Consider the following 19,728-nt stretch of genomic DNA (forward strand, 5'->3'; position numbering starts at 1 on the left):
ATGAAAAAACTTAGCTATTTATTTTTAATGACATTATTTTTAATTTCATTTTCATGTACTGAAGATGATGTAGTAACGGGTGAAGATGGTATCTTAAACTATACCATTCCGAATGTCCCAGTAACTTCAGATTATATTGTTGGTGCACAATATTCTACTTTTGGAAGAAGAAGTACAGTTCCTGAAGAACCTAGTATTGGGATTTACAACGGAAATGTAGGGGATTCATTAGTTTACATACAACATGTAACTCAGGCACAAACTGCAGGAATAGATTTTTTCATTTTTAGATATCGCTCCGCAAATAATCAAAACCAAAATAATGCCGATACCAGATTCATTGATGGTTTACAGGCTGCCTCCAATGCACAAGACGTGAATTTTGCACTTTCCTATAATTTTGGAAATATGGGCTTAAATAACAACAATCGTATAGAAGACAGAGGCTTAGTGCAACGATTTATTGATGATTTTAAATTAATGATTCCATATTTTGACCAGCCTAACTACATGAAAATAGATGGTAAAAACATCGTCTACTTATACAATAGCCACAACCTTCACGCCAACGATAATGCTGCTTTATACCAGCAAATGAGAGCTGAATTATTAGATCTTAACGTTGAACTCTATTTAATAGGAATGCAAAATGAATGGACTCCAACTTTAAGATTTGACTTTAGGTTTATAAACGGAGTAGATGCTGTGACTCATAACACCTATGCCACCATTAATGTGAATGCTAATGACAGAGTCGTAAACTTCCATAAGTTTATAGATATCGCTTGGGAATATCATAGAGATACTTGGCTAGGATATAATATCGAATACATACCAACAATATCTCCATCTATAAATTTAAAAATAATTAATTCAGGAAGTAACATAACTGTATTTGATAAAGATGAAGATTGGTTTAGAGGTTTTTCTAATGTAGCCCGAAGAGTTTCTGGTGCTAGTAAAATTATTCTTGTCGATTCTTTTAACGATTGGAATAGAGGAACTCAATTAGAATCTGCAGATACTTATGGAGAAGATTTCCTTCAAATTTTAAAAGAAGAATTTAAGACAAATTAAAATGAAAAAAGAGCTAACTCTATTTATTACTTTCTTTAGTATTTTACTTTTAAACAGCTGTAAAAGCAATACAAATAGTGATTCCCTCACTAAAGAAAGTCTTCCGCAAATTAATAACTCCATTGAAGGTAAAATCTTAGCGGGCTATCAAGGCTGGTTTAATGCGAAAGGAGATGGTTCAAATTTGAAATGGAAACACTATGGCAACAACGCTGAATTTTATCCAGGAAGTACTTCTGTAGATTTTTGGCCAGAAATGGACGAAATCAAGAAAAGCAATCAATATAAAACTGCGTTTAAATATAAAGATGATAAACCCGCATTTGTTTTTAGTTCAGCAGATTATAAAACAGTTGACCTCCATTTTAAATGGATGAAAGATTATGGAATTGATGGTGTATTTGCACAACGTTTTGTGGTGGGTTTAACAAGAGGTCAAAGTAGAATTGACAATTATAACACTGTTTTTGACAACTGTTTTAGAGCTGCAAAAAACAACAACAGAATATTGAGTTTAATGTACGATCTTTCAGGAACTACCACTGCTAATATTGTAGAAACCACTATTAAAGATTGGAAACAACTCGTTAAAAAATACAAGTTAAACGACCCCACAAACCCGAATGTATTAACCTATAAAGGAAAAGCGGTAGTTTCTCTTTGGGGCGTTGGTTTTGAAAACAGAAAATACACTTTAGAGAATATCAAAGAACTGATTGATTTCTTTAAAAACGATCCGGAATACGGAAACTGTGCCGTGCTTTTAGGCGTTCCAACAGCGTGGAGGACTTTAGACAGAGATGCCGTTAAGGATCCAAAATTACACGAAGTTATTAAGATGGCAGATATTGTGCATCCATGGACCCCTGGAAGGTATCATAATTTAGAATCCGCAGATCAGCATAAAGCTAACTATACTGTAAAAGATCAGCAATGGTGTTCTGAAAATGATTTGATGTATATGCCGGTTGTGTTTCCAGGTTTTAGTTGGGCGAACATGAAAAATGACATGACTATTTTTAATCAAATACCGCGTTTAAAAGGGGATTTCTTGTGGAGACAATTTTATAACGCCATTTCTTCTGATGCCAAAACAATTTACGTTGCCATGTTTGATGAAATTGATGAAGGTACTTGTATTTTTAAAGTAGATAACAACCCTCCTGTAGGGGAAAGTAAATTTCTAACCTATGAAGGGCTACCATCAGATTACTACTTATGGCAAACAGGACAAGCGACCAAAATGTTGCGTAAAGAAATTCCTCTAACAAAAGAGCAGCCCGTTTATCCTTACGTAAAATAATTCCACAGTTTATGAATTTAAAGACCTTTATACCAAAAATAGAATTTATTATTTATATAAAAATAGTAGTGATTTCTCTGCTCATATTTTCATGTAACTCAACAAAAGGCACCTCAAAAAATAGTGATAATGTAAACTATGTTGATCCACAAATTGGAGGCGTTGCGCCTTTTTTACAACCGACAAGAACACGCATACATTTGCCAAATTCAATGGTACGAATGTATCCAGAAAGAAAAGACTACAGAGACGATCAAATCACTTCTTTTCCATTAACAACACGAAAGCATCGATCTGATTTACTTTTTAATATTATGCCTGTTTCGGGGGCTATAAATGAAGCCGATGAACCGATTTCTGCTTGGGATCAAGAGTTAGAGATTGCACACCCTCACTACTACTCTACTTGGCTAGAAGATTATAATATTACTACAGAATTTACACCCGCAGCGCAATCAGGTTTCTTTAAATTTACCTATCAAAACAACACGACTCGAAAACTATATCTCAGCGATTTAACGGGTGATGATTGGCAATTAAATGAAGATGGTTCTCTTACGGGAACCGAATCTTTTGAAGGAATGTTGGGCTATGTGTATGCCGTAACAGACAAAAAAGGAGTGTTTACATCTGTAGAAACTCAAGATAACACTCTCAACTCTTGGATGACTTGGAACGATACAGATATCAATCAAGTTCAATTTAAATATGGAATCTCATTTATAAGTAGTGAGCAAGCAAAGAAAAATTTAGAAAGAGAAATTCCAGATTTCAATTTTGAAAATGTAAAAGAAAAAGCGCATAAAAAATGGTCTAATTTGATGAATCAAATTGAAGTTGAAGGCGGCACAGATGCGTACAAAAGAACTTTTTATACCGCGCTTTATCGTTCCTATGAACGAATGATAAATATTTCTGAAGACGGAACCTATTACAGTAATTACGACCAAAAAATTCACGAAGGGGAACAAGACTTTTATGCCGATGATTGGGTTTGGGATACGTTTTTAGCATTGCATCCACTACGCTATATTTTACAACCAGACGTGGAATCAGATATGATGGCTTCTTACGTAAGAATGTACGAACAATCGGGTTGGTTGCCTCAATTTCCTCAAATTCATGGAGATGCACCTCCAATGAATGGCTTCCACTCTACCATCATGTTATTGGACGCTTACAGAAAAGGAGTTACTAATTTTGATGCTGAAATAGCATTTCAGGCAATGAAAAAAAATGCTTTAGAAGGCACCATGATTCCTTGGAAAATGGGCGCACATGCCCCTCTTGACAAACTTGCTTTAGAACTTGGTTATTTTCCAGCATTGTACCCAGAAGAAAAAGAAACAGAGCCTAGAGTTCATGATTTTGAAAAAAGACAATCGGTTGCGGTTACCTTAGCTCAAGGTTATGATGATTGGGCATTAGCAGAATTTGCTAAAGAATTAGGTAAAGAGGAAGATTATAAATACTTCTCCAAAACAGCACAGAATTACAAAAATCTATATTGGAAGGAAAGAGGATTTTTTATGCCAAAAGATGCCAAGGGCAATTGGATTGATATCGATCCAAAATTTGATGGTGGAATGGGTGGTAGAGATTATTATGATGAAAATAATGGTTGGACCTACCTATGGAATGTACAACAAGATATTTTAGGATTGCAAGAATTAATGGGCGGAAGAAAAACGTTTGAAGAACGTTTAGACCAAATGTTTAGAGAAGATTTAGGAAGATCTACCTATGCTTTAAATGCAAGATTTCCAGATTTCACAGGGATTGTTGGGCAATATTCTATGGGAAATGAACCCAGTTTTCATATCCCCTATTTATACAATTTTACAGATTCGCCTTGGAAAGCGCAAAAGAAAATAAGAATGCTTTTGAACACATGGTTTAAAGATAATATTTTTGGTATTCCAGGAGATGAAGATGGTGGAGGCATGTCTGCTTTTGTGGTGTTTTCTGCAATGGGCTTTTATCCCATAACTCCAGGAATCCCCGTCTATACGATTGGAAGTCCTTTGTTTTCAAAAATCAGCATCAACCTTCCAAATGGTAAAAAATTCACCATAAACGCACCCAACTGTAATGAAACTAACAAATACATACAGTCTGCAACCTTAAACGGAAAAGAGCTAAAAGGCCCTTGGTTTACACACAATGATTTGATCAATGGCGCAACCATCACATTGCAAATGGGGAAATACCCAAATATAAATTGGGGTACAGATCCATCTCTGATACCAAACGATTTTAAAAACTAACAACCAATTACTTATGAAAAATATAAAAATCTACTTTCTACTTCTTACAGTAATAGGCCTACTCTCTTTTAGTACCGTCACAAAAACCACAACTAAAGAATCTGATGACAATACAAAGTATGTAAACACCTTTATAGGTACAGGTGGGCACGGACATACGTTTCCCGGCGCAACGACCCCCTACGGGATGGTGCAGCTAAGTCCGGATACTAGAACGTTGGGCTGGGATGCTTGTGGAGGCTATCATTACACAGATACTTCGATTTTAGGATTTTCTCACACCCATTTAAGTGGAACAGGAATTAGTGATTTAGGCGACTTTTTGTTTATGCCTTTTTCAGGTGAAGCAAAAGTAATTCCCGGAACTCCAGAAGATCCAGATTCAGGATACCGTTCTCGATTTAACCATGATGATGAAAAATCATCTCCAGGGTTTTATTCAGTGTTACTAAAAGATTACAACATCAAAGCAGAACTGACGGCTTCAAAAAGAGCTGGTTTTCATAAATACACCTTCAATAAAGAAGGGGAATCGGGTATCATTATAGATTTATCGCATACCATTTATCCAGATCATAAACCAAACCATCAATTTAAATTAATTTCTGATACAGAAATTGCAGGCTATAAAGGGTCTGGAGGTTGGGCTGTGACGCAAGATATTTTTTTCAATGCAAAATTTAATAAACCCTTTACAGTTACTTTTTTCGAAAATGGAAAAAAAATAGAAACATTACCAAACAGAATGTCAAAAAAATTGGTGGCCGTATTAACCTTTAATACAAAAGCTGGTGAAGAAGTCTTGACAAAGGTTGGTATTTCATCTGTTGACTATGAAGGTGCTCGTAAGAATTTGGAGGCAGAAATTAATCATTGGGATTTTGATAAAGTTAAAAATGATGCGCATGAAACTTGGAAAAAAGAATTATCAAAAATTAATGTCAAAGGAGGTACTGACGATGAAAAAACAATTTTCTATACGGGTCTTTATCATACGTCTATAAGTCCAAATACGTTTTCTGATGTCGATTTCAGATACAGAGGAATGGACAGGAAAATTCACCAATCTGACGAAGAAAAAATTTATACAGTGTTCTCGTTGTGGGATACTTTTAGAGCCTACAATCCTTTAAAAACAATTACAGATCCTGATAAAACCAACGAATTTATAAATACACTTTTAACAAAATACGATCAAGGGGGTGTTTTGCCAATGTGGGAATTGCAAGGGAATTACACTGGGTGTATGATTGGGTACCATTCCGTTTCTGTGATTGTAGATGCTTACACTAAAGGAATTCGAGGCTATGATGTAAAGAAAGCCTATGAAGCCGTTGTTCATGCATCAACGTATGACACAACAGATATCTTTTTTCCATCAGAAAGAGTTAAAAATATTTTAATGCCTAAGGGAAAACTCTATAATGAAACGATGGATTTTATTCCTGCTGATTTAGAAAATGAATCCGTTTCTAAAGCCTTAGAATATGCTTATAATGATTGGTGTATTGCACAAATGGCAAAAGATTTAGGGAACACAGACGATTACAATCGTTTTATGAAACGCTCCAAAAAATACACTCAATATTACGATACAGACGCTGGGTTTATGAGAGGGAAAAATCAAGATGGAAAATGGCGTGAGCCTTTTGACCCCCGTTATTCGAAGCACAGAAAAGATGATTATACAGAAGGAAATGCCTATCAATGGTCTTGGTTTGTACCTCACGATGTTGAAGGATTGGTTGATTTAGTCGGTGGTAAAGAAACATTTATTAAAAATTTAGACGTCTTATTTTCTACGAGTTCTGAGTTAACTGGAGATGATGTTTCTGGAGATATTTCGGGTCTCATTGGGCAATATGCACACGGAAACGAACCCAGTCATCACATATCACATATGTATAATTTTGTGGGACAACCATGGAAAACTCAAGAGGTCACAGACCAAATCATGAGCGAATTGTATTTTAATAACCCTAATGGATTGGCCGGAAATGAAGACTGTGGACAAATGTCTGCTTGGTATGTACTAAATGCCATGGGGTTTTATTCGTTTAATCCAGGAGACCCCACCTACTCTATTGGGCGTCCAATTTTTGATGAAGTAGAAATTAATTTACCAACAGGGAAGAAATTCATCATAAAAGCTAAAAATAATAGCAGCGAAAATAAATACATTCAAACTACTAAATTAAACGGGGAAGAATTAATAACTCCATTTTTCACGCATAAGCAATTAATTGCTGGAGGAACATTAAAATTTGAAATGGGTGGTAAGCAACCAAAGTAAAATCTAATACATCCGTATTACCTTAAAAAATATCTCTAGTAAAAAAATAAATATATTTAATAAAATTTATCATGTCAACTAACAAATCATACAGAAGTGCACTCATTTTTTTGACTACCCTATTTTTTCTTTGGGGTTTTATCACTGTTTTAGTAGATAGTTTAGTACCAAGATTAAAAGATGTTTTTGAAATGTCATATGCCAAAACGGTTTTGGTTCAGTTTGCATTTTTTACAGCATTTTTTGTGGTCTCAGTACCGGCTGGAACTCTTTTGTCTAAAATCGGATATAGAAAAGGAATTGTTCTAGGTTTAGTAATTATGGCTTTAGGCTGTTTACTTTTTTATCCTGCTGCCGAATACAGAAATTTTAATGTTTTTTTAATTGGGTACTTTACATTAGCTGGAGGGATTACTGTGCTCCAAGTTGCTGCCAATCCTTACGTAGCTTTACTTGGTTCAGAAGAAGATGCTTCTAGTAGATTGAACCTATCACAGGCTTTTAATTCTTTAGGAACAACTATAGCACCAATTGTGGGTGCATTATTCTTGTTGAGTGATTCCGTTAAGACCTCTGAAGAAATTAATTTATTGACAGATTTAGAGAAAGTAGATTATTATTCAGCTGAAGCAGCAACAGTTCAAACTCCATTTTTACTTATAGCTGCTTTTATTGGGATACTGGCATTAATTTTTGCTTTTATAAAATTGCCCAAAGTGATGCAAGAAAGTCCTAAAGGTGGGTACTTGTCATTGCTAAAAAATAAGTTGATGCTTATGGGCGCACTGGGTATTTTTGTTTATGTAGGAGCAGAAGTCGCAATTGGTAGTTTCTTAGTGAATTATTTTAGTGACATGAATTTAGCAGTCATTGTAATGGAGAATGAAATGATGATGAACATCGCGAATACGATCGCAAGTGTTTTTAATAAAACATTTTCTAATTCAGATCCAAAATCGTTGCTAGGAATTTTCATCATATTTTACTGGGGAGGTGCTATGATTGGTCGATTTATTGGAGCCTACCTAACGAAAATAATGGACGCTGGAAAGGTCTTGAGTATGTTTGCTTCATTGGCAATTCTTATGATATTAATATCTATTAATACGCAAGGATTGATTTCTATGTGGTCTATCCTGGCAGTAGGATTATTTAATTCTATTATGTTTCCAACCATATTTACTTTAACCTTAGAAGGTTTAGGAGAACTTAAAGCTCAGGCATCAGGATTGCTTTGTATGGCAATTGTGGGTGGCGCAATTATTCCGTTCGCATTTGGCAGTTTGATAGATGGTTTTGGATTTAAAAAAGCGTTCATATTAACTCTGATTTGTTATGGCTATGTCATGTACTATGGAAAATTAAAAAGCAGAAAAACCGCTTAAATTTTAAAAAAAAGTAAATAACTATATATGCTCACTATTTTTCTTCATGTTTTTATTATTCTGACATCCATTGTATCAAAAAACGATACGATACAATCTCATACAGAAAAAAAACCTAATATTATTGTATTTATTGCAGATGATTTTGGATATGGATCTACTAATGTTTACGGCGCTTCTGAAGAACTAATTAAAACCCCCAACATAAATAAACTAGCAAAAGAAGGTGTAAAATTCACAAATGCCTATACAACAGGTTCTGTTTGTACGCCCACAAGATATGCATTAATGACGGGTCAATATTCTTGGAGAACAAATCTTAAAAAAGGGGTTGTTAATATGAACGACCCAGCTTTAATTGATGTTGAAAGAAAAACATTACCAAAATATATGCAATCTTTAGGTTATAAAACAGCAATGGTTGGTAAATGGCACTTAGGTTTTAAAGAAAAAAAGTTCAATAATTTATTAGGAAATATTTATCCTGCTCCAACAGATTATGGTTTAGATTATAGTTTTGCATTGCCTAATAATTTAGATGATGGGCATAAAGTTTATATAGAGAATAATAAAATTTATGGATTGCGTTCTGATAAAATTTCTCCTTACGGAAAATCATTTTATGGAAAACAATACAAAGGATATGATGCCCCACAAAGAGTTACAGAGCAAGTGACAGATGATTTAACAAACAAATCTATAGAGTGGATGAAAAGTTTGGATAAAGACCAGCCATTCTTCTTATACTATGCAGCAGCTGCAGTTCATCATCCTATTGTGCCTAGTCCACAAATGCGAGGTAAAAGTAATGCAGGTGCTTATGGCGATTTTATTCAAGATATAGACCGTTCTTTAGGGGATTTAATTGCATTTTTAGAAGAAAGGGGTATTAGAGAAAACACCATTATTATTTTTGCGAGCGATAATGGAGGAGATATTCCAAACAAAAAAAATGTAATGCCAGAAAATTTTGCCATCAACAAAGGATTACAAATCAATGGAGATTATAAAGGAGATAAACATACTATTTGGGATGGAGGTTTTAGAATTCCGTTTATTGTAAATTATCCAAAAGAAATAAAAGGCGATCAAACTTCTAATGTAACAATCTCAACAGTTGATATTTATTGTTTTTTAGCAGATTATATTGGTAATAATAAAGGATTAGATTTAGAAGATGCACCAGATAGTTATAGCTTTAAAAAAGCTGTTTTAAAACCTAATAAATTTTATGAAAGACCCCCATTAGTGCATAGAGATGCGCAAGGTAGAAGAGCAATTCGTTTTGAAGGGTGGAAATTCATTGAAGAAAAAAATAAAGACACAAACAAAAAGATGAATGCTGAAATGCTTTTTAGCTTAACTAAAGATAAAAAGGAATCTACTAATCTTGCTAAAACAGAAACAGCAATTGTTTATAAAGCAAAAAACTATTTATCTAAAATTATAGAAAAGTCATCCAAAGAAATTTGGAAAAATAATTAAAATGAAAAAATAAAAGAAAAAATAGCGCAGCTTAAAACGTTTTATGCTGATTTTAAAACACAAGTTTCCGGAATTGGAATGCAAGAAATAAGTAACAAAAATAAATAACGACAAATGACATTTAATAATTACAAAACCATTGGATTTATATTCTTTTTAATACTAATTAGTACTACTAAATCAATTGCACAAAACACTAAAAAACCAAACATCATCTTTATTATGACCGATGATCAAAGTGCTGTGGTGCCTTTAGATTCAGAGAAAAGAATACAATCGCGTCCTTTTGGATTTAATGGCGATAAAGAAGCACACACACCCATTATAGATGATTTGGCAAAGAATGGTATAATTTTTAACAGCGCGTATGTATCAAGCTCTGTATGTGTGCCTAGTAGATATACAATGCTAACTGGACGTTATGCAGGAAGATCAGAGGGTCCAGCTTTTATGAGAATGCATCCGGATGGAGTGATGACAAGAGTAGAAAACAATACTGAAATAGAAAAAGACAAATCCAATTTACCAAGACTATTACAAGAAGTAGGTTACAAAACAGGTTTTGTAGGTAAAAGTCATATTGTGGAACATAATATCGTTAACAATAAAAATAATTGGGAAAAAAATGGCTTCCAGACCTATGCGAAAAATGCAGATCCAAATGATCCAGCCGTTTCAAAAAAAATGTTTGAAAACCATCAAAAATGGACCGAAGTAATTAAAGAATATGGTTTTGATTATGCGAACGCATTTTATGCAGGAAATTTAAGGGAACAGTACAATGATTCTTTAAATGTTCATAATGTAGAATGGAAAAATAAAGCTGCTTTAGAATTCATCGATGAAAACAAAAACGATCCTTTCTTTTTGTATTACAGTGAAACGGTTCCTCATGGTCCAGCTCCCTATAATATGAAAAATGGGAAATATTTTAGAGGTTTAGATTCAAATCCAAAATTTACAGGACAAGGGTTGATAGATGCGGATTACTCCTACTTACCCACTAGAGAAGAAATCAAAGAAGAAATCAAAAATCTTGATAAAAAAGTAGCACATGCTTGGTTGCGTTGGTTTGATCATGCGGTTGGTGCCGTTGTAGACAAACTAAAAGCAGAAGGTATTTATGAAAACACCATTATTATAATTACGTCAGATCATGGGAACTACAACGGAGGAAAAACGAGCTTATACGAAAGTGGAACAAAAGTCCCTTTAATGATGCACTGGCTAAATGGAATTAAATCGAACCAAGTATATAACGAGTTAGTTCAAAATATTGATTTTACGCCTACTTTTTTAGAACTAGCAGGGATAAAATTAAAAAATGTAGAGTCAACCTTAGACGGCGTTAGTTTAAAAAAGGTATTAAAAGGAAATAAAAAACCAGTACATGATTATTTATTTTTTGAGATGGGTTATGCAAGAAGTGTAATGACTAAAGACTGGAAATATATATCTGTGAGATATGATAAACAAAAACAAAACAGAATCAATAAAGGCTTAACATTTAAAGGTTGGAAAGGTGCAGAACTTCAATACCCTTATTACACAAGAAATGGTCATTTAGGAAATATTGCATCAAAAAGCAGTGCTTTTTATTTTGATGCAGATCAAGTATTTGATTTAGTAAAAGATCCTCGTGAGACTGAAAACATTTTTGAAGACAACAGAGAAAAAGCAGAAGAACTTAAAATACTATTGACAAAAAGTTTGAAGTCATTTCCTAACCGGCCTTACGCTGAATTTGTAAATTAATATGAAAAAGGCTATAAGATCAATACTAGTAATTATTGCGTGCTGTTTTGTTTTAAAGAGTACTGCTCAAAAAACGATTGATACTATCGCTACAAAAGTTGATGGATTTGACATTCCTATTCGAATCAAATTACCAAAAAACACTACTGGTAAAAACCCAGTATATTTCTTTGTGCATGGCGGTGGATGGAATGGCGGTACTGAAACAACTGTTCCACCAGCAAGATTGTCTACAGATGCTAATTATCTAGCGAATCAATTAGGGGTTATTTATGTAGGATTGGCATATAGATGTAAAGGCAACAATGCAACATTTGCGGATGCTATACAAGATTTAGAAGCGTCTGTACAATGGTTTTTTGAAAATGCAGATACCTACAATGCAGACCTTACAAGAATTGGTTTTGGAGGATCCTCAGCAGGCTCCACATTAGCAGCTATGATGGCTCAAAAATACAAGAATTGTAAACTATTTGTTGGTGCAGAAGGCATGTATAATTTAGTAGAACATTCAGAGGAAAGATCAACGTTTCCAAGTCAAAAAGCAAGAGAATTATACGGATTAGCGACGGAAAAGGAAAGTAAAAAAGCATCTGCATTTTATAATTTAAGGGAGAATCCCCCGAGTACTTTATTGTTAAACGGAAAAGAGGATGACTTATGCCATTACACACAAACAGAAAAATTTGCTGAACAAATCAAGAAAAAAGGCGGTAACGTGAAAGTGGTTTTGTACGATGCTATTAATCACACCTGTTTAAATGCATCTTACCCAGAAGTACTAAAGAATAGTGTTTTAGAGATTGCCAAAATATTTATCGAAGAATTTCAATTAGAAAACAAAAATAGGAGTCAAATAGAAGTTCTTTTAGATAAAAGACTTCAAGGTATGTATCCTAAAGAATCCATTGCGGAAGACGATATTCTGGGCGCTTGGGAATTTAAAAAATTTATTCTCACATTAAATAAAAACGGACAAGGATCTCTTTTAAATTCTAAAAATAATAGCACAAAAATATTCACATATACTCTAGAAAAAGATTCAATAACTTTTAAAGTAAATGGTAAGACTAAAATATTTTACATGCGAAAAAACAATAGAGTTATCTATGAATATAACTTTGCCGATGAAAGGTTTAAGTATAGAAGACTTAATTATAAAAAAGTAAGCTAAAACCGAAATGAAATACGTTTTTAAAATCTTAATTGTAATCCTGATTTTTAGTTGTAAAACAAAAAACATAGCTAAAAAAAATACGGTTGTAAATGAAACACCTAAAAACCTACTTTTTATAATTGTAGATCAGCAACGTTATGATGCCTTAAGTATTGCTGGAAACCCAATTGTTAAAACTCCAAATTTAGACAAGTTAGCGAGGCAAGGCGCGTATTTTAAAAATGCATATACACCTGTTGCGGTTTGTGGACCTGCGAGATCCTCGATCTTGACTGGAACAACAATGAACACACACCAAGTAACAACAAATGATAAAACCTACAATTATAACGATGCCCCTGTAATGACCATGAAAACCTTTGATGAGATTCTGACAGAAAAAGGATATCATGCAGAATATTACGGTAAATGGCATGTGTTAACGTCGCATTCAGAGGTCTATAAAAATCCAAAAAAGTATGCTAAAAACGGGAAATATATATTTGAACCCCAAGGGCAAAGACATTTGTATCTCGATTATTTAAACGACGTATTTCCCAAAGTGGAACCTCAAAAAGGAGAGCTTTTAGATCGATTTACTAAAAGACCATACGCTCCAGATCCCATAGATATAGATTATGGAAAAACTTACAATGACGTTAAAAAAGAAGTCAATCACCGTCATTCTCAACCAAATTATCATGGTAAATCGAGTATCCCAAAAGAACATACGATAACTGCATATTATGCAAATAAAACCATTGATGCAATCAAGAGGTTAAAAAACAAACCGTTTAGCATAACCACCTCTTTCCACTTTCCGCATGCGCCTATGATTCCATCAGAACCTTATCATGGCATGTATGATCCTGACGATATGCCAATACCCTCTAGTATTAAAGATGACATGCAAAACTCCCCTTATATTAATGCAAATGGCAGAAATAAGTTGACCGTTTTTGCAGATGAGGAAAAAATAAAATATATGATTTCTAATTATTATGGTTTAATTACTGAGTTAGATGATTGGATTGGGAAAATAATGGAAACCTTAGAAGATGAAGGTATTGCAGAACATACGATGGTAATTTTTACAAGTGATCATGGAGAAATGTTGGGAGCACACGGAATGCGAGAAAAAAATGTATTCTATGAAGAATCTTCTCACATCCCATTAATGATTAAAATGCCCACTGAAATTAAAAAAGAAACTACAGTGAATGGTTATGTTTCTAATGTAGATTTATTTGCCACAATTATGGATTATTTAAACATTGGAAATTATAAATCTGATGGCGAAAGTTTACGTGATTTAATAGAACAAAAACAAACAAATCATGGGAATTACGTGGTTACTGAATGGGATTACCGGGGGCCTATTCAACCCAATTATATGATTGTAAAAGACGGATGGAAATTAATGATTCCGTATACAGAAGATTCAAAAGTGTTAAATGTTTTATTTAATTTAAATGATGACCCTCAAGAGATAAATAATTTATTGGGGAAGAATCCTAATAGAGAAAAATATAATGAGAAAGCAGAAGAATTAAGAGCAAATCTTTTACAATGGTTAAAAAAAAATAATTCTAAACATTACGATGGCGTATCAAAACGAAAATTAATTTAATACTTTCTAAATGAAATTATATCCTTTACAATTCACACCATTATTTAAATATAGAATTTGGGGTGGAGAAAAATTAAAGACAGAATTAAAAAAGCAATATAAAGAGAATAATATTGGAGAGTCTTGGGAAATTTCTGATGTTTCTGGGGATGAAACTAAGGTCGCAAAAGGCAGTTTAAAAGGAAATACATTACGAGATTTAACGATGGAGTTTAAAGGCGATTTAATTGGTGAAGCGGTCTATGAAAAATTCGGCGAAGAATTTCCTTTATTAATAAAGTTTATCGATGCAAAAACACCCTTATCTATACAAGTACATCCAAGTAATGAAGTCGCAAAAATGCGTCATGGCTCATTTGGTAAAAATGAAATGTGGTATGTAATGCAAGCGGATAAAGATGCAGAATTAATTGTAGGGTTTGATGAAAAAATTGATACGGACAGCTATAAAACTCATTTGGAAAATAATACGATTCTAAATGTAATGCATCATGAAACGGTACAAAAAGGAGATACATTTTACATTCCAACGGGGCGTGTACACGCCATTGGCGCAGGAGTTTTGTTAGCAGAAATACAGCAAACATCAGATGTCACCTATCGTATTTACGATTATGATAGAGTCGATTCAAAAACAGGTACAAAAAGAGAATTGCATAACGAACTGGCAATTGATTTCATCGATTATGAAGTGCATGATACTTATAAAACGGAATATTCTATAGAAAAGAATGTATCCAATAAATTGGTACATTCACCTTATTTTAAGACTAACATTTTAGACATCAATTCAACAGTAGAAAAAGATTATTCAGCCATAGATTCTTTTATTATTTACATGTGTGTAGAAGGCTCAATTGAGATTGTTTCTGAAGGAGAAACCTACACAATAAATAATGGTGAAACGTTATTAGTACCAGCAACTTTAAATAACATTATTTTAAAAGCAGAAAACGCAAAAGTTTTGGAGGTTTATTATTAGTTAATTCAATATTAATAATAAATTAATGCGATGTTCTTTTATTTGAATAAAAATTTAAATTAAACAAAATGAAAAAAATAATTGTATTACTTCTTCTTTTGACTGTGTCCGTCGCTCAGGCTCAAAAAAATCAAAAAGCAGTAGCGTTAGCAGATAAACTATCTAATGTTATGGAGTTTGATAAAGATCAAAGCGCACTACTTCTAGAGTTAATTCTGGATAGAAATAACAAGAAAAGAGCTTTGAGAAAAGAATACGCAGATGATAAAGATACCTTTAAAGTAAAAGCTAAAGAAGTAGAAAAAGCATATAACAAAGATTTAAGAGTGTTAGCTGGTATAGAAAAGTTTAAGCTTTTAGTTGTCTATAGAAAAGCGAAAAGAGCCGCAAAAAAATAAATTAATTTTATAGATTCTGCTACCTAATTAATTCTTTATTAATCAATAATTAAGCCATTGATGTTTTATTTGTTCCTATAACAGATTATAATAAAAATGGTTAAAAATTATTTAATAGCACTCCTATCGGTTTTAAGTTTTACAACTTCCTTTGCTCAAGCAACTGATGACAATACCAAATACATAGATCCAACCATTGGTAATGTGTCCCGCTTTCTGGTGCCAACGTACCCAACCATTCATTTACCAAATCAAATGCTGAGAATGTTTCCTGTAAAACAGGATTATATTTCAGACATGGTACAAGCGTTTCCTTTTCAAGTACCCGCACACAGACGAAAAGGAATTCTACAAATGAAAACGACTTTAGGAGACGTGAATAACAATTCTTGGAATAAAGGAATGGCTATAGATCACGATTTAGAAATAGTACATCCATGGTTGTATTCGACCTATTTAATAGAAGATAACATTAAAGTTAGCTTCACCCCTTCTAAAAAATCGGCAATTTATAAAGTAGATTTCCCAGAGGGAACACAAAAAAACTTTTTAATAAAAGGCACTAAAGAGATGCTGTTTTCTGAAGGTAAAAATTCATTTACCATTCAAGAAAAAAGAAGTAAACCAACGAGAGGAGAACATGCCGTTGTAAATACTGTTACAATTTATGTATATGGTGAGATCGTAGATGAAAAGAATAAGCCTGTAGAAAACATCAACTACACATTTAACACTCATAAACTACAAATTACTGCAACAGAAAACGCAGCCTCAACCTTGCTCATAAAATATGCTATTTCTTATGTCAGTGATGCACAAGCGAAAGAAAATTTCAATAAAGAAATTAAAAAGAAAACGTTTGAAGATGTATCAAAGGAAGGAAAAAAAGCTTGGGATCAAGTAACGAATCAAATTCGAGTTGAAGGTGGAACAACGGCTCAAAAAAGAACGTTCTATACATCACTATACAGAACGTACGAACGTATGGTGGATGTAAATGAATATGGGCACTATTATAGTGGTTATGATAAAAAAGTACACAAAAGCGATCGACCTTTTTATGTAGATGATTGGGTTTGGGACACCTATTTAGCACAACATCCATTACGTACGATTTTAAATCCAGCCTTGGAAAACGAAATGCTCAACTCGTACACATTAATGTATGAACAAAGTGGTTGGATGCCCACATTCCCTCAGGTGTATGGAAATCATTTGTGTATGAATGCCTACCATTCGTCTGCTATTTTTATTGACGGCTACAGAAAAGGATTGAAAGACTATGATGTAGAAAAAGCATATGCAGGCATCAAAAAAAACCTAATGGAAGGCACCTTTATTCCTTGGAGGCAAGGAAATCCAAGAGGCACTTTAGATGATTTCTATCACGAAAACGGCTATTTTCCATCCCTTAAAAAAGGAGAACAAGAAACGGTTGCAAATGTAGATGGTTTTGAAAAAAGACAACCTGTTGCTGTGACTTTAGGAGTCAGTTATGATTTTTGGGCAGTGTCAGAATTTGCAAAAGAATTAGGGAACACAGACGACTATTTAAAACTGTCCCCAAAAGGAAACGATTATAAAAATTTATGGCATTCAGAAAATAGGTTGTTTATGCCAAAAGACGCCGAAGGAAATTGGGTGAATATCAATCCAAAACTGGATGGTGGAAAAGGCTATAGAGAGTACTATGACGAAAATAATGGGTGGACCTTTGCTTGGTCTGTACAACACGACATTGCAGGACTGACCAATTTGTTAGGAGGTAAACAAGCCGCTCAAAACAGATTAGATCAGTTATTCAGAGAAAGTTTGGGCATTAGAAAAAGTGATTTTTTCGTTAATGGTTCTAATTCTACGGGGATGGTAGGACAATTTTCCATGGGGAATGAACCTTCTTTTCATATTCCATATTTATATAACTATTTTGGTGCGCCTTGGAAAACCCAAAAACGTACACGCTTCTTGTTAGACGTTTGGTTTAAAGACAATATTTTTGGAATTCCCGGTGATGAAGATGGTGGTGGCATGACTGCTTTTGTAGTGTTCACCTCAATGGGAATATATCCAGTAACACCTGGTGTTCCATATTACAACATTACCAGCCCAATTTTTGAAAAAACATCCATAAAACTTCAAAATGGAAATACGTTTACGGTTGTGGCGGAAGGTTCTAGCAAAAGAAAAAAATACATTCAGAAAGCATTTATCAACGGGAAAGAGATTTTCTCGCCATTTATTTCGCATCAACAAATTATGGAGGGTGCCACTTTAAAATTAGACTTGGGTGAGTTACCAAACAAAGAATGGGGTAAAAATGCCGTAATGCCTAAATAGAAAATAATTTAATTAAAATTCAGATTCTTTCATATGAAAAAATACATTGTAACCCTAGTTATACTACTCTCACTTATCGGCTGTAAAACAGCAAAAAAAGAAGCTATTTCTCAAAAGCCAAACATTCTTTTTATAATGACGGATGACCACGCATTGGCTGCCATTAGTGCATACAAAGGGTTTTTAGCAGAAGTGGCGCCCACTCCAAACATTGATAGAATTGCAAATGACGGTATGCGTTTTAATAATATGTTTTGTACCAATTCTATTTGTGGACCTTCAAGAGCATCGATCTTAACAGGTAAATATGCACACGTCAATGGATTTTTTAAAAATGAAGGTGGTGGCGATTTTAATGGCGCACAACAAACGTTTCCAAAGCTATTGCAAAAAGCAGGTTACGAAACTGCTGTAATTGGTAAATGGCATTTAGGAACCGCACCAACTGGTTTTGATTACTACAAAGTACTGTTTAATAAAGAAGGACAAGGTTCTTATTTTGATCCGGTTTTTGAAATGGCAAATGATAGTATTGTTGAGGAGAAAGGAAAATTTTCTACAACCGTAATTAAAGAAGATGCCATTAATTGGTTGAAAAACAGAAAAGACGCTACGAAACCTTTTATGTTGATGTATCAATTTAAAGCGCCGCACAGACCTTGGGACCCAGGACCTGGTTATGAAGATTATTTAAGTGAGGTTACACTCCCCTATCCTGCAACATTTAATGATGACTATAAAGGTAGAAAAGCCGCGAAAGATTCTTGGATGCGAATTGATGGACATATGAATAGAAAAGACGTGAAAATTAAACCGCCATCAGGATTAACTGAAGAGGAATTAATTGCTTGGAATAAATACGGAAATAACGATGGTGAATTCTGGACACCTGATCCAAACATGACAGATCAGGAACGTAAAAACTGGAAATATCAACGGTATGTAAAAGACTATTTACGAGTGGTCAAAGGCGTTGATGATGCCATTGGTGAGATGTTAGACCATTTAGAGAAAAGTGGTTTAGAAAAAAATACAATCATTGTATATACTTCAGATCAAGGGTTTTACCTAGGAGAACACGGCTGGTTTGACAAGCGGTTTATGTACGAAGAATCAATGCACATGCCTTTATTGGTGAAGTATCCTAAAAAAATAAAAGCCGGAAGTGTCAACAACGATTTAGTCCTAAATGTTGATTATGCACCTACCCTATTAAGTTTAGCGGGCATCGAAACTCCAAATGATATGCAAGGAAAAAGTTTTGTCCCCGTTTTAGAAAACAAAACCAAAGAACCCTTTAGAGACGCTGTGTATTACCATTATTACGAGTATCCGTATTGGCACAATGTCCAACCGCATTATGGCATTAGAACAGACCGATATAAATTAATCCATTACTATTATGATATGGATGAATGGGAATTATTCGATTTAGAAAAAGACCCTAATGAGACCAATAACATCTTCGACACTAAAGAAAATAGTACGTTGATTGCAACTTTAAAAACCCGATTAGCATCCCTTAAAAAAGAAAATAAAATGGACATGTCTGATGAGGAATTAAAAGAAATGACAGACATCAGAATTAAAAGACGTTACAGAGTTGAGCCAGCAAATTAAATCAACTGCTACTTTAATTATTAAATAAAACGATTTCAAA

General features: G+C 33.8%; 13 protein-coding genes. All 13 read left to right on the forward strand.

Features of this window, described 5'->3' with window-relative positions; all coding sequences use genetic code 11:
- Positions 1–1,077 (forward strand): glycoside hydrolase family 99-like domain-containing protein, encoded by a 1,077-nt coding sequence (locus FORMB_RS01400; RefSeq protein ID WP_069675753.1) that lies wholly within the window; start codon positions 1–3, stop codon positions 1,075–1,077.
- A 1-nt stretch (position 1,078) separates the two neighbouring features.
- Positions 1,079–2,380 (forward strand): glycoside hydrolase family 71/99-like protein, encoded by a 1,302-nt coding sequence (locus FORMB_RS01405; RefSeq protein WP_069675754.1) that lies wholly within the window; start codon positions 1,079–1,081, stop codon positions 2,378–2,380.
- A gap of 11 nt (positions 2,381–2,391) precedes the next feature.
- On the forward strand, positions 2,392–4,647 hold the full coding sequence (locus FORMB_RS01410; protein ID WP_069675755.1) for a GH92 family glycosyl hydrolase: 2,256 nt from the start codon (positions 2,392–2,394) through the stop codon (positions 4,645–4,647).
- 13 nt (positions 4,648–4,660) lie between these two features.
- Positions 4,661–6,940 (forward strand): GH92 family glycosyl hydrolase, encoded by a 2,280-nt coding sequence (locus FORMB_RS01415; RefSeq protein ID WP_083243879.1) that lies wholly within the window; start codon positions 4,661–4,663, stop codon positions 6,938–6,940.
- Between the two features lie 71 nt (positions 6,941–7,011).
- Positions 7,012–8,325, forward strand: coding sequence for a sugar MFS transporter (locus tag FORMB_RS01420; RefSeq protein ID WP_069675756.1), 1,314 nt, complete (start codon positions 7,012–7,014; stop codon positions 8,323–8,325).
- 27 nt (positions 8,326–8,352) lie between these two features.
- Positions 8,353–9,810, forward strand: a complete 1,458-nt coding sequence (locus FORMB_RS01425; RefSeq protein ID WP_069675757.1) for a sulfatase family protein — start codon at positions 8,353–8,355, stop codon at positions 9,808–9,810.
- Positions 9,811–9,924: 114 nt separating this feature from the next.
- Positions 9,925–11,565 (forward strand): sulfatase family protein, encoded by a 1,641-nt coding sequence (locus FORMB_RS01430; RefSeq protein ID WP_083243880.1) that lies wholly within the window; start codon positions 9,925–9,927, stop codon positions 11,563–11,565.
- 1 nt (position 11,566) lies between these two features.
- Positions 11,567–12,739: an alpha/beta hydrolase gene (locus FORMB_RS01435; RefSeq protein ID WP_069675759.1), complete on the forward strand. Its 1,173-nt coding sequence runs from the start codon at positions 11,567–11,569 to the stop codon at positions 12,737–12,739.
- Positions 12,740–12,746: 7 nt separating this feature from the next.
- The gene (locus FORMB_RS01440) at positions 12,747–14,351 is read left to right on the forward strand and encodes a sulfatase-like hydrolase/transferase (RefSeq protein WP_069675760.1); all 1,605 of its coding nucleotides are present in this window, start codon (positions 12,747–12,749) and stop codon (positions 14,349–14,351) included.
- 10 nt (positions 14,352–14,361) lie between these two features.
- Positions 14,362–15,333: a type I phosphomannose isomerase catalytic subunit gene (locus FORMB_RS01445; RefSeq protein WP_069675761.1), complete on the forward strand. Its 972-nt coding sequence runs from the start codon at positions 14,362–14,364 to the stop codon at positions 15,331–15,333.
- A gap of 68 nt (positions 15,334–15,401) precedes the next feature.
- Positions 15,402–15,731, forward strand: coding sequence for a hypothetical protein (locus tag FORMB_RS01450; protein ID WP_069675762.1), 330 nt, complete (start codon positions 15,402–15,404; stop codon positions 15,729–15,731).
- Positions 15,732–15,827: 96 nt separating this feature from the next.
- A complete protein-coding gene (locus FORMB_RS01455; RefSeq protein WP_069675763.1) occupies positions 15,828–18,068 on the forward strand; it encodes a GH92 family glycosyl hydrolase in 2,241 nt (746 codons plus the stop codon).
- Between the two features lie 33 nt (positions 18,069–18,101).
- The gene (locus tag FORMB_RS01460; RefSeq protein WP_069675764.1) at positions 18,102–19,688 is read left to right on the forward strand and encodes a sulfatase family protein; all 1,587 of its coding nucleotides are present in this window, start codon (positions 18,102–18,104) and stop codon (positions 19,686–19,688) included.
- Positions 19,689–19,728 lie beyond the last annotated feature (40 nt).

It is taken from the genome of Formosa sp. Hel1_33_131 (genome assembly GCF_001735745.1).
GTDB lineage: Bacteria > Bacteroidota > Bacteroidia > Flavobacteriales > Flavobacteriaceae > Hel1-33-131.

Bases quoted from the DNA above. Each gene is read 5' to 3' on its own strand.
- FORMB_RS01400 (WP_069675753.1), top strand. From the start codon at position 1: ATGAAAAAACTTAGCTATTTATTTTTAATGACATTATTTTTAATTTCA.
- FORMB_RS01405 (WP_069675754.1), top strand. From the start codon at position 1,079: ATGAAAAAAGAGCTAACTCTATTTATTACTTTCTTTAGTATTTTACTT.
- FORMB_RS01410 (WP_069675755.1), top strand. From the start codon at position 2,392: ATGAATTTAAAGACCTTTATACCAAAAATAGAATTTATTATTTATATA.
- FORMB_RS01415 (WP_083243879.1), top strand. From the start codon at position 4,661: ATGAAAAATATAAAAATCTACTTTCTACTTCTTACAGTAATAGGCCTA.
- FORMB_RS01420 (WP_069675756.1), top strand. From the start codon at position 7,012: ATGTCAACTAACAAATCATACAGAAGTGCACTCATTTTTTTGACTACC.
- FORMB_RS01425 (WP_069675757.1), top strand. From the start codon at position 8,353: ATGCTCACTATTTTTCTTCATGTTTTTATTATTCTGACATCCATTGTA.
- FORMB_RS01430 (WP_083243880.1), top strand. From the start codon at position 9,925: ATGACATTTAATAATTACAAAACCATTGGATTTATATTCTTTTTAATA.
- FORMB_RS01435 (WP_069675759.1), top strand. From the start codon at position 11,567: ATGAAAAAGGCTATAAGATCAATACTAGTAATTATTGCGTGCTGTTTT.
- FORMB_RS01440 (WP_069675760.1), top strand. From the start codon at position 12,747: ATGAAATACGTTTTTAAAATCTTAATTGTAATCCTGATTTTTAGTTGT.
- FORMB_RS01445 (WP_069675761.1), top strand. From the start codon at position 14,362: ATGAAATTATATCCTTTACAATTCACACCATTATTTAAATATAGAATT.
- FORMB_RS01450 (WP_069675762.1), top strand. From the start codon at position 15,402: ATGAAAAAAATAATTGTATTACTTCTTCTTTTGACTGTGTCCGTCGCT.
- FORMB_RS01455 (WP_069675763.1), top strand. From the start codon at position 15,828: ATGGTTAAAAATTATTTAATAGCACTCCTATCGGTTTTAAGTTTTACA.
- FORMB_RS01460 (WP_069675764.1), top strand. From the start codon at position 18,102: ATGAAAAAATACATTGTAACCCTAGTTATACTACTCTCACTTATCGGC.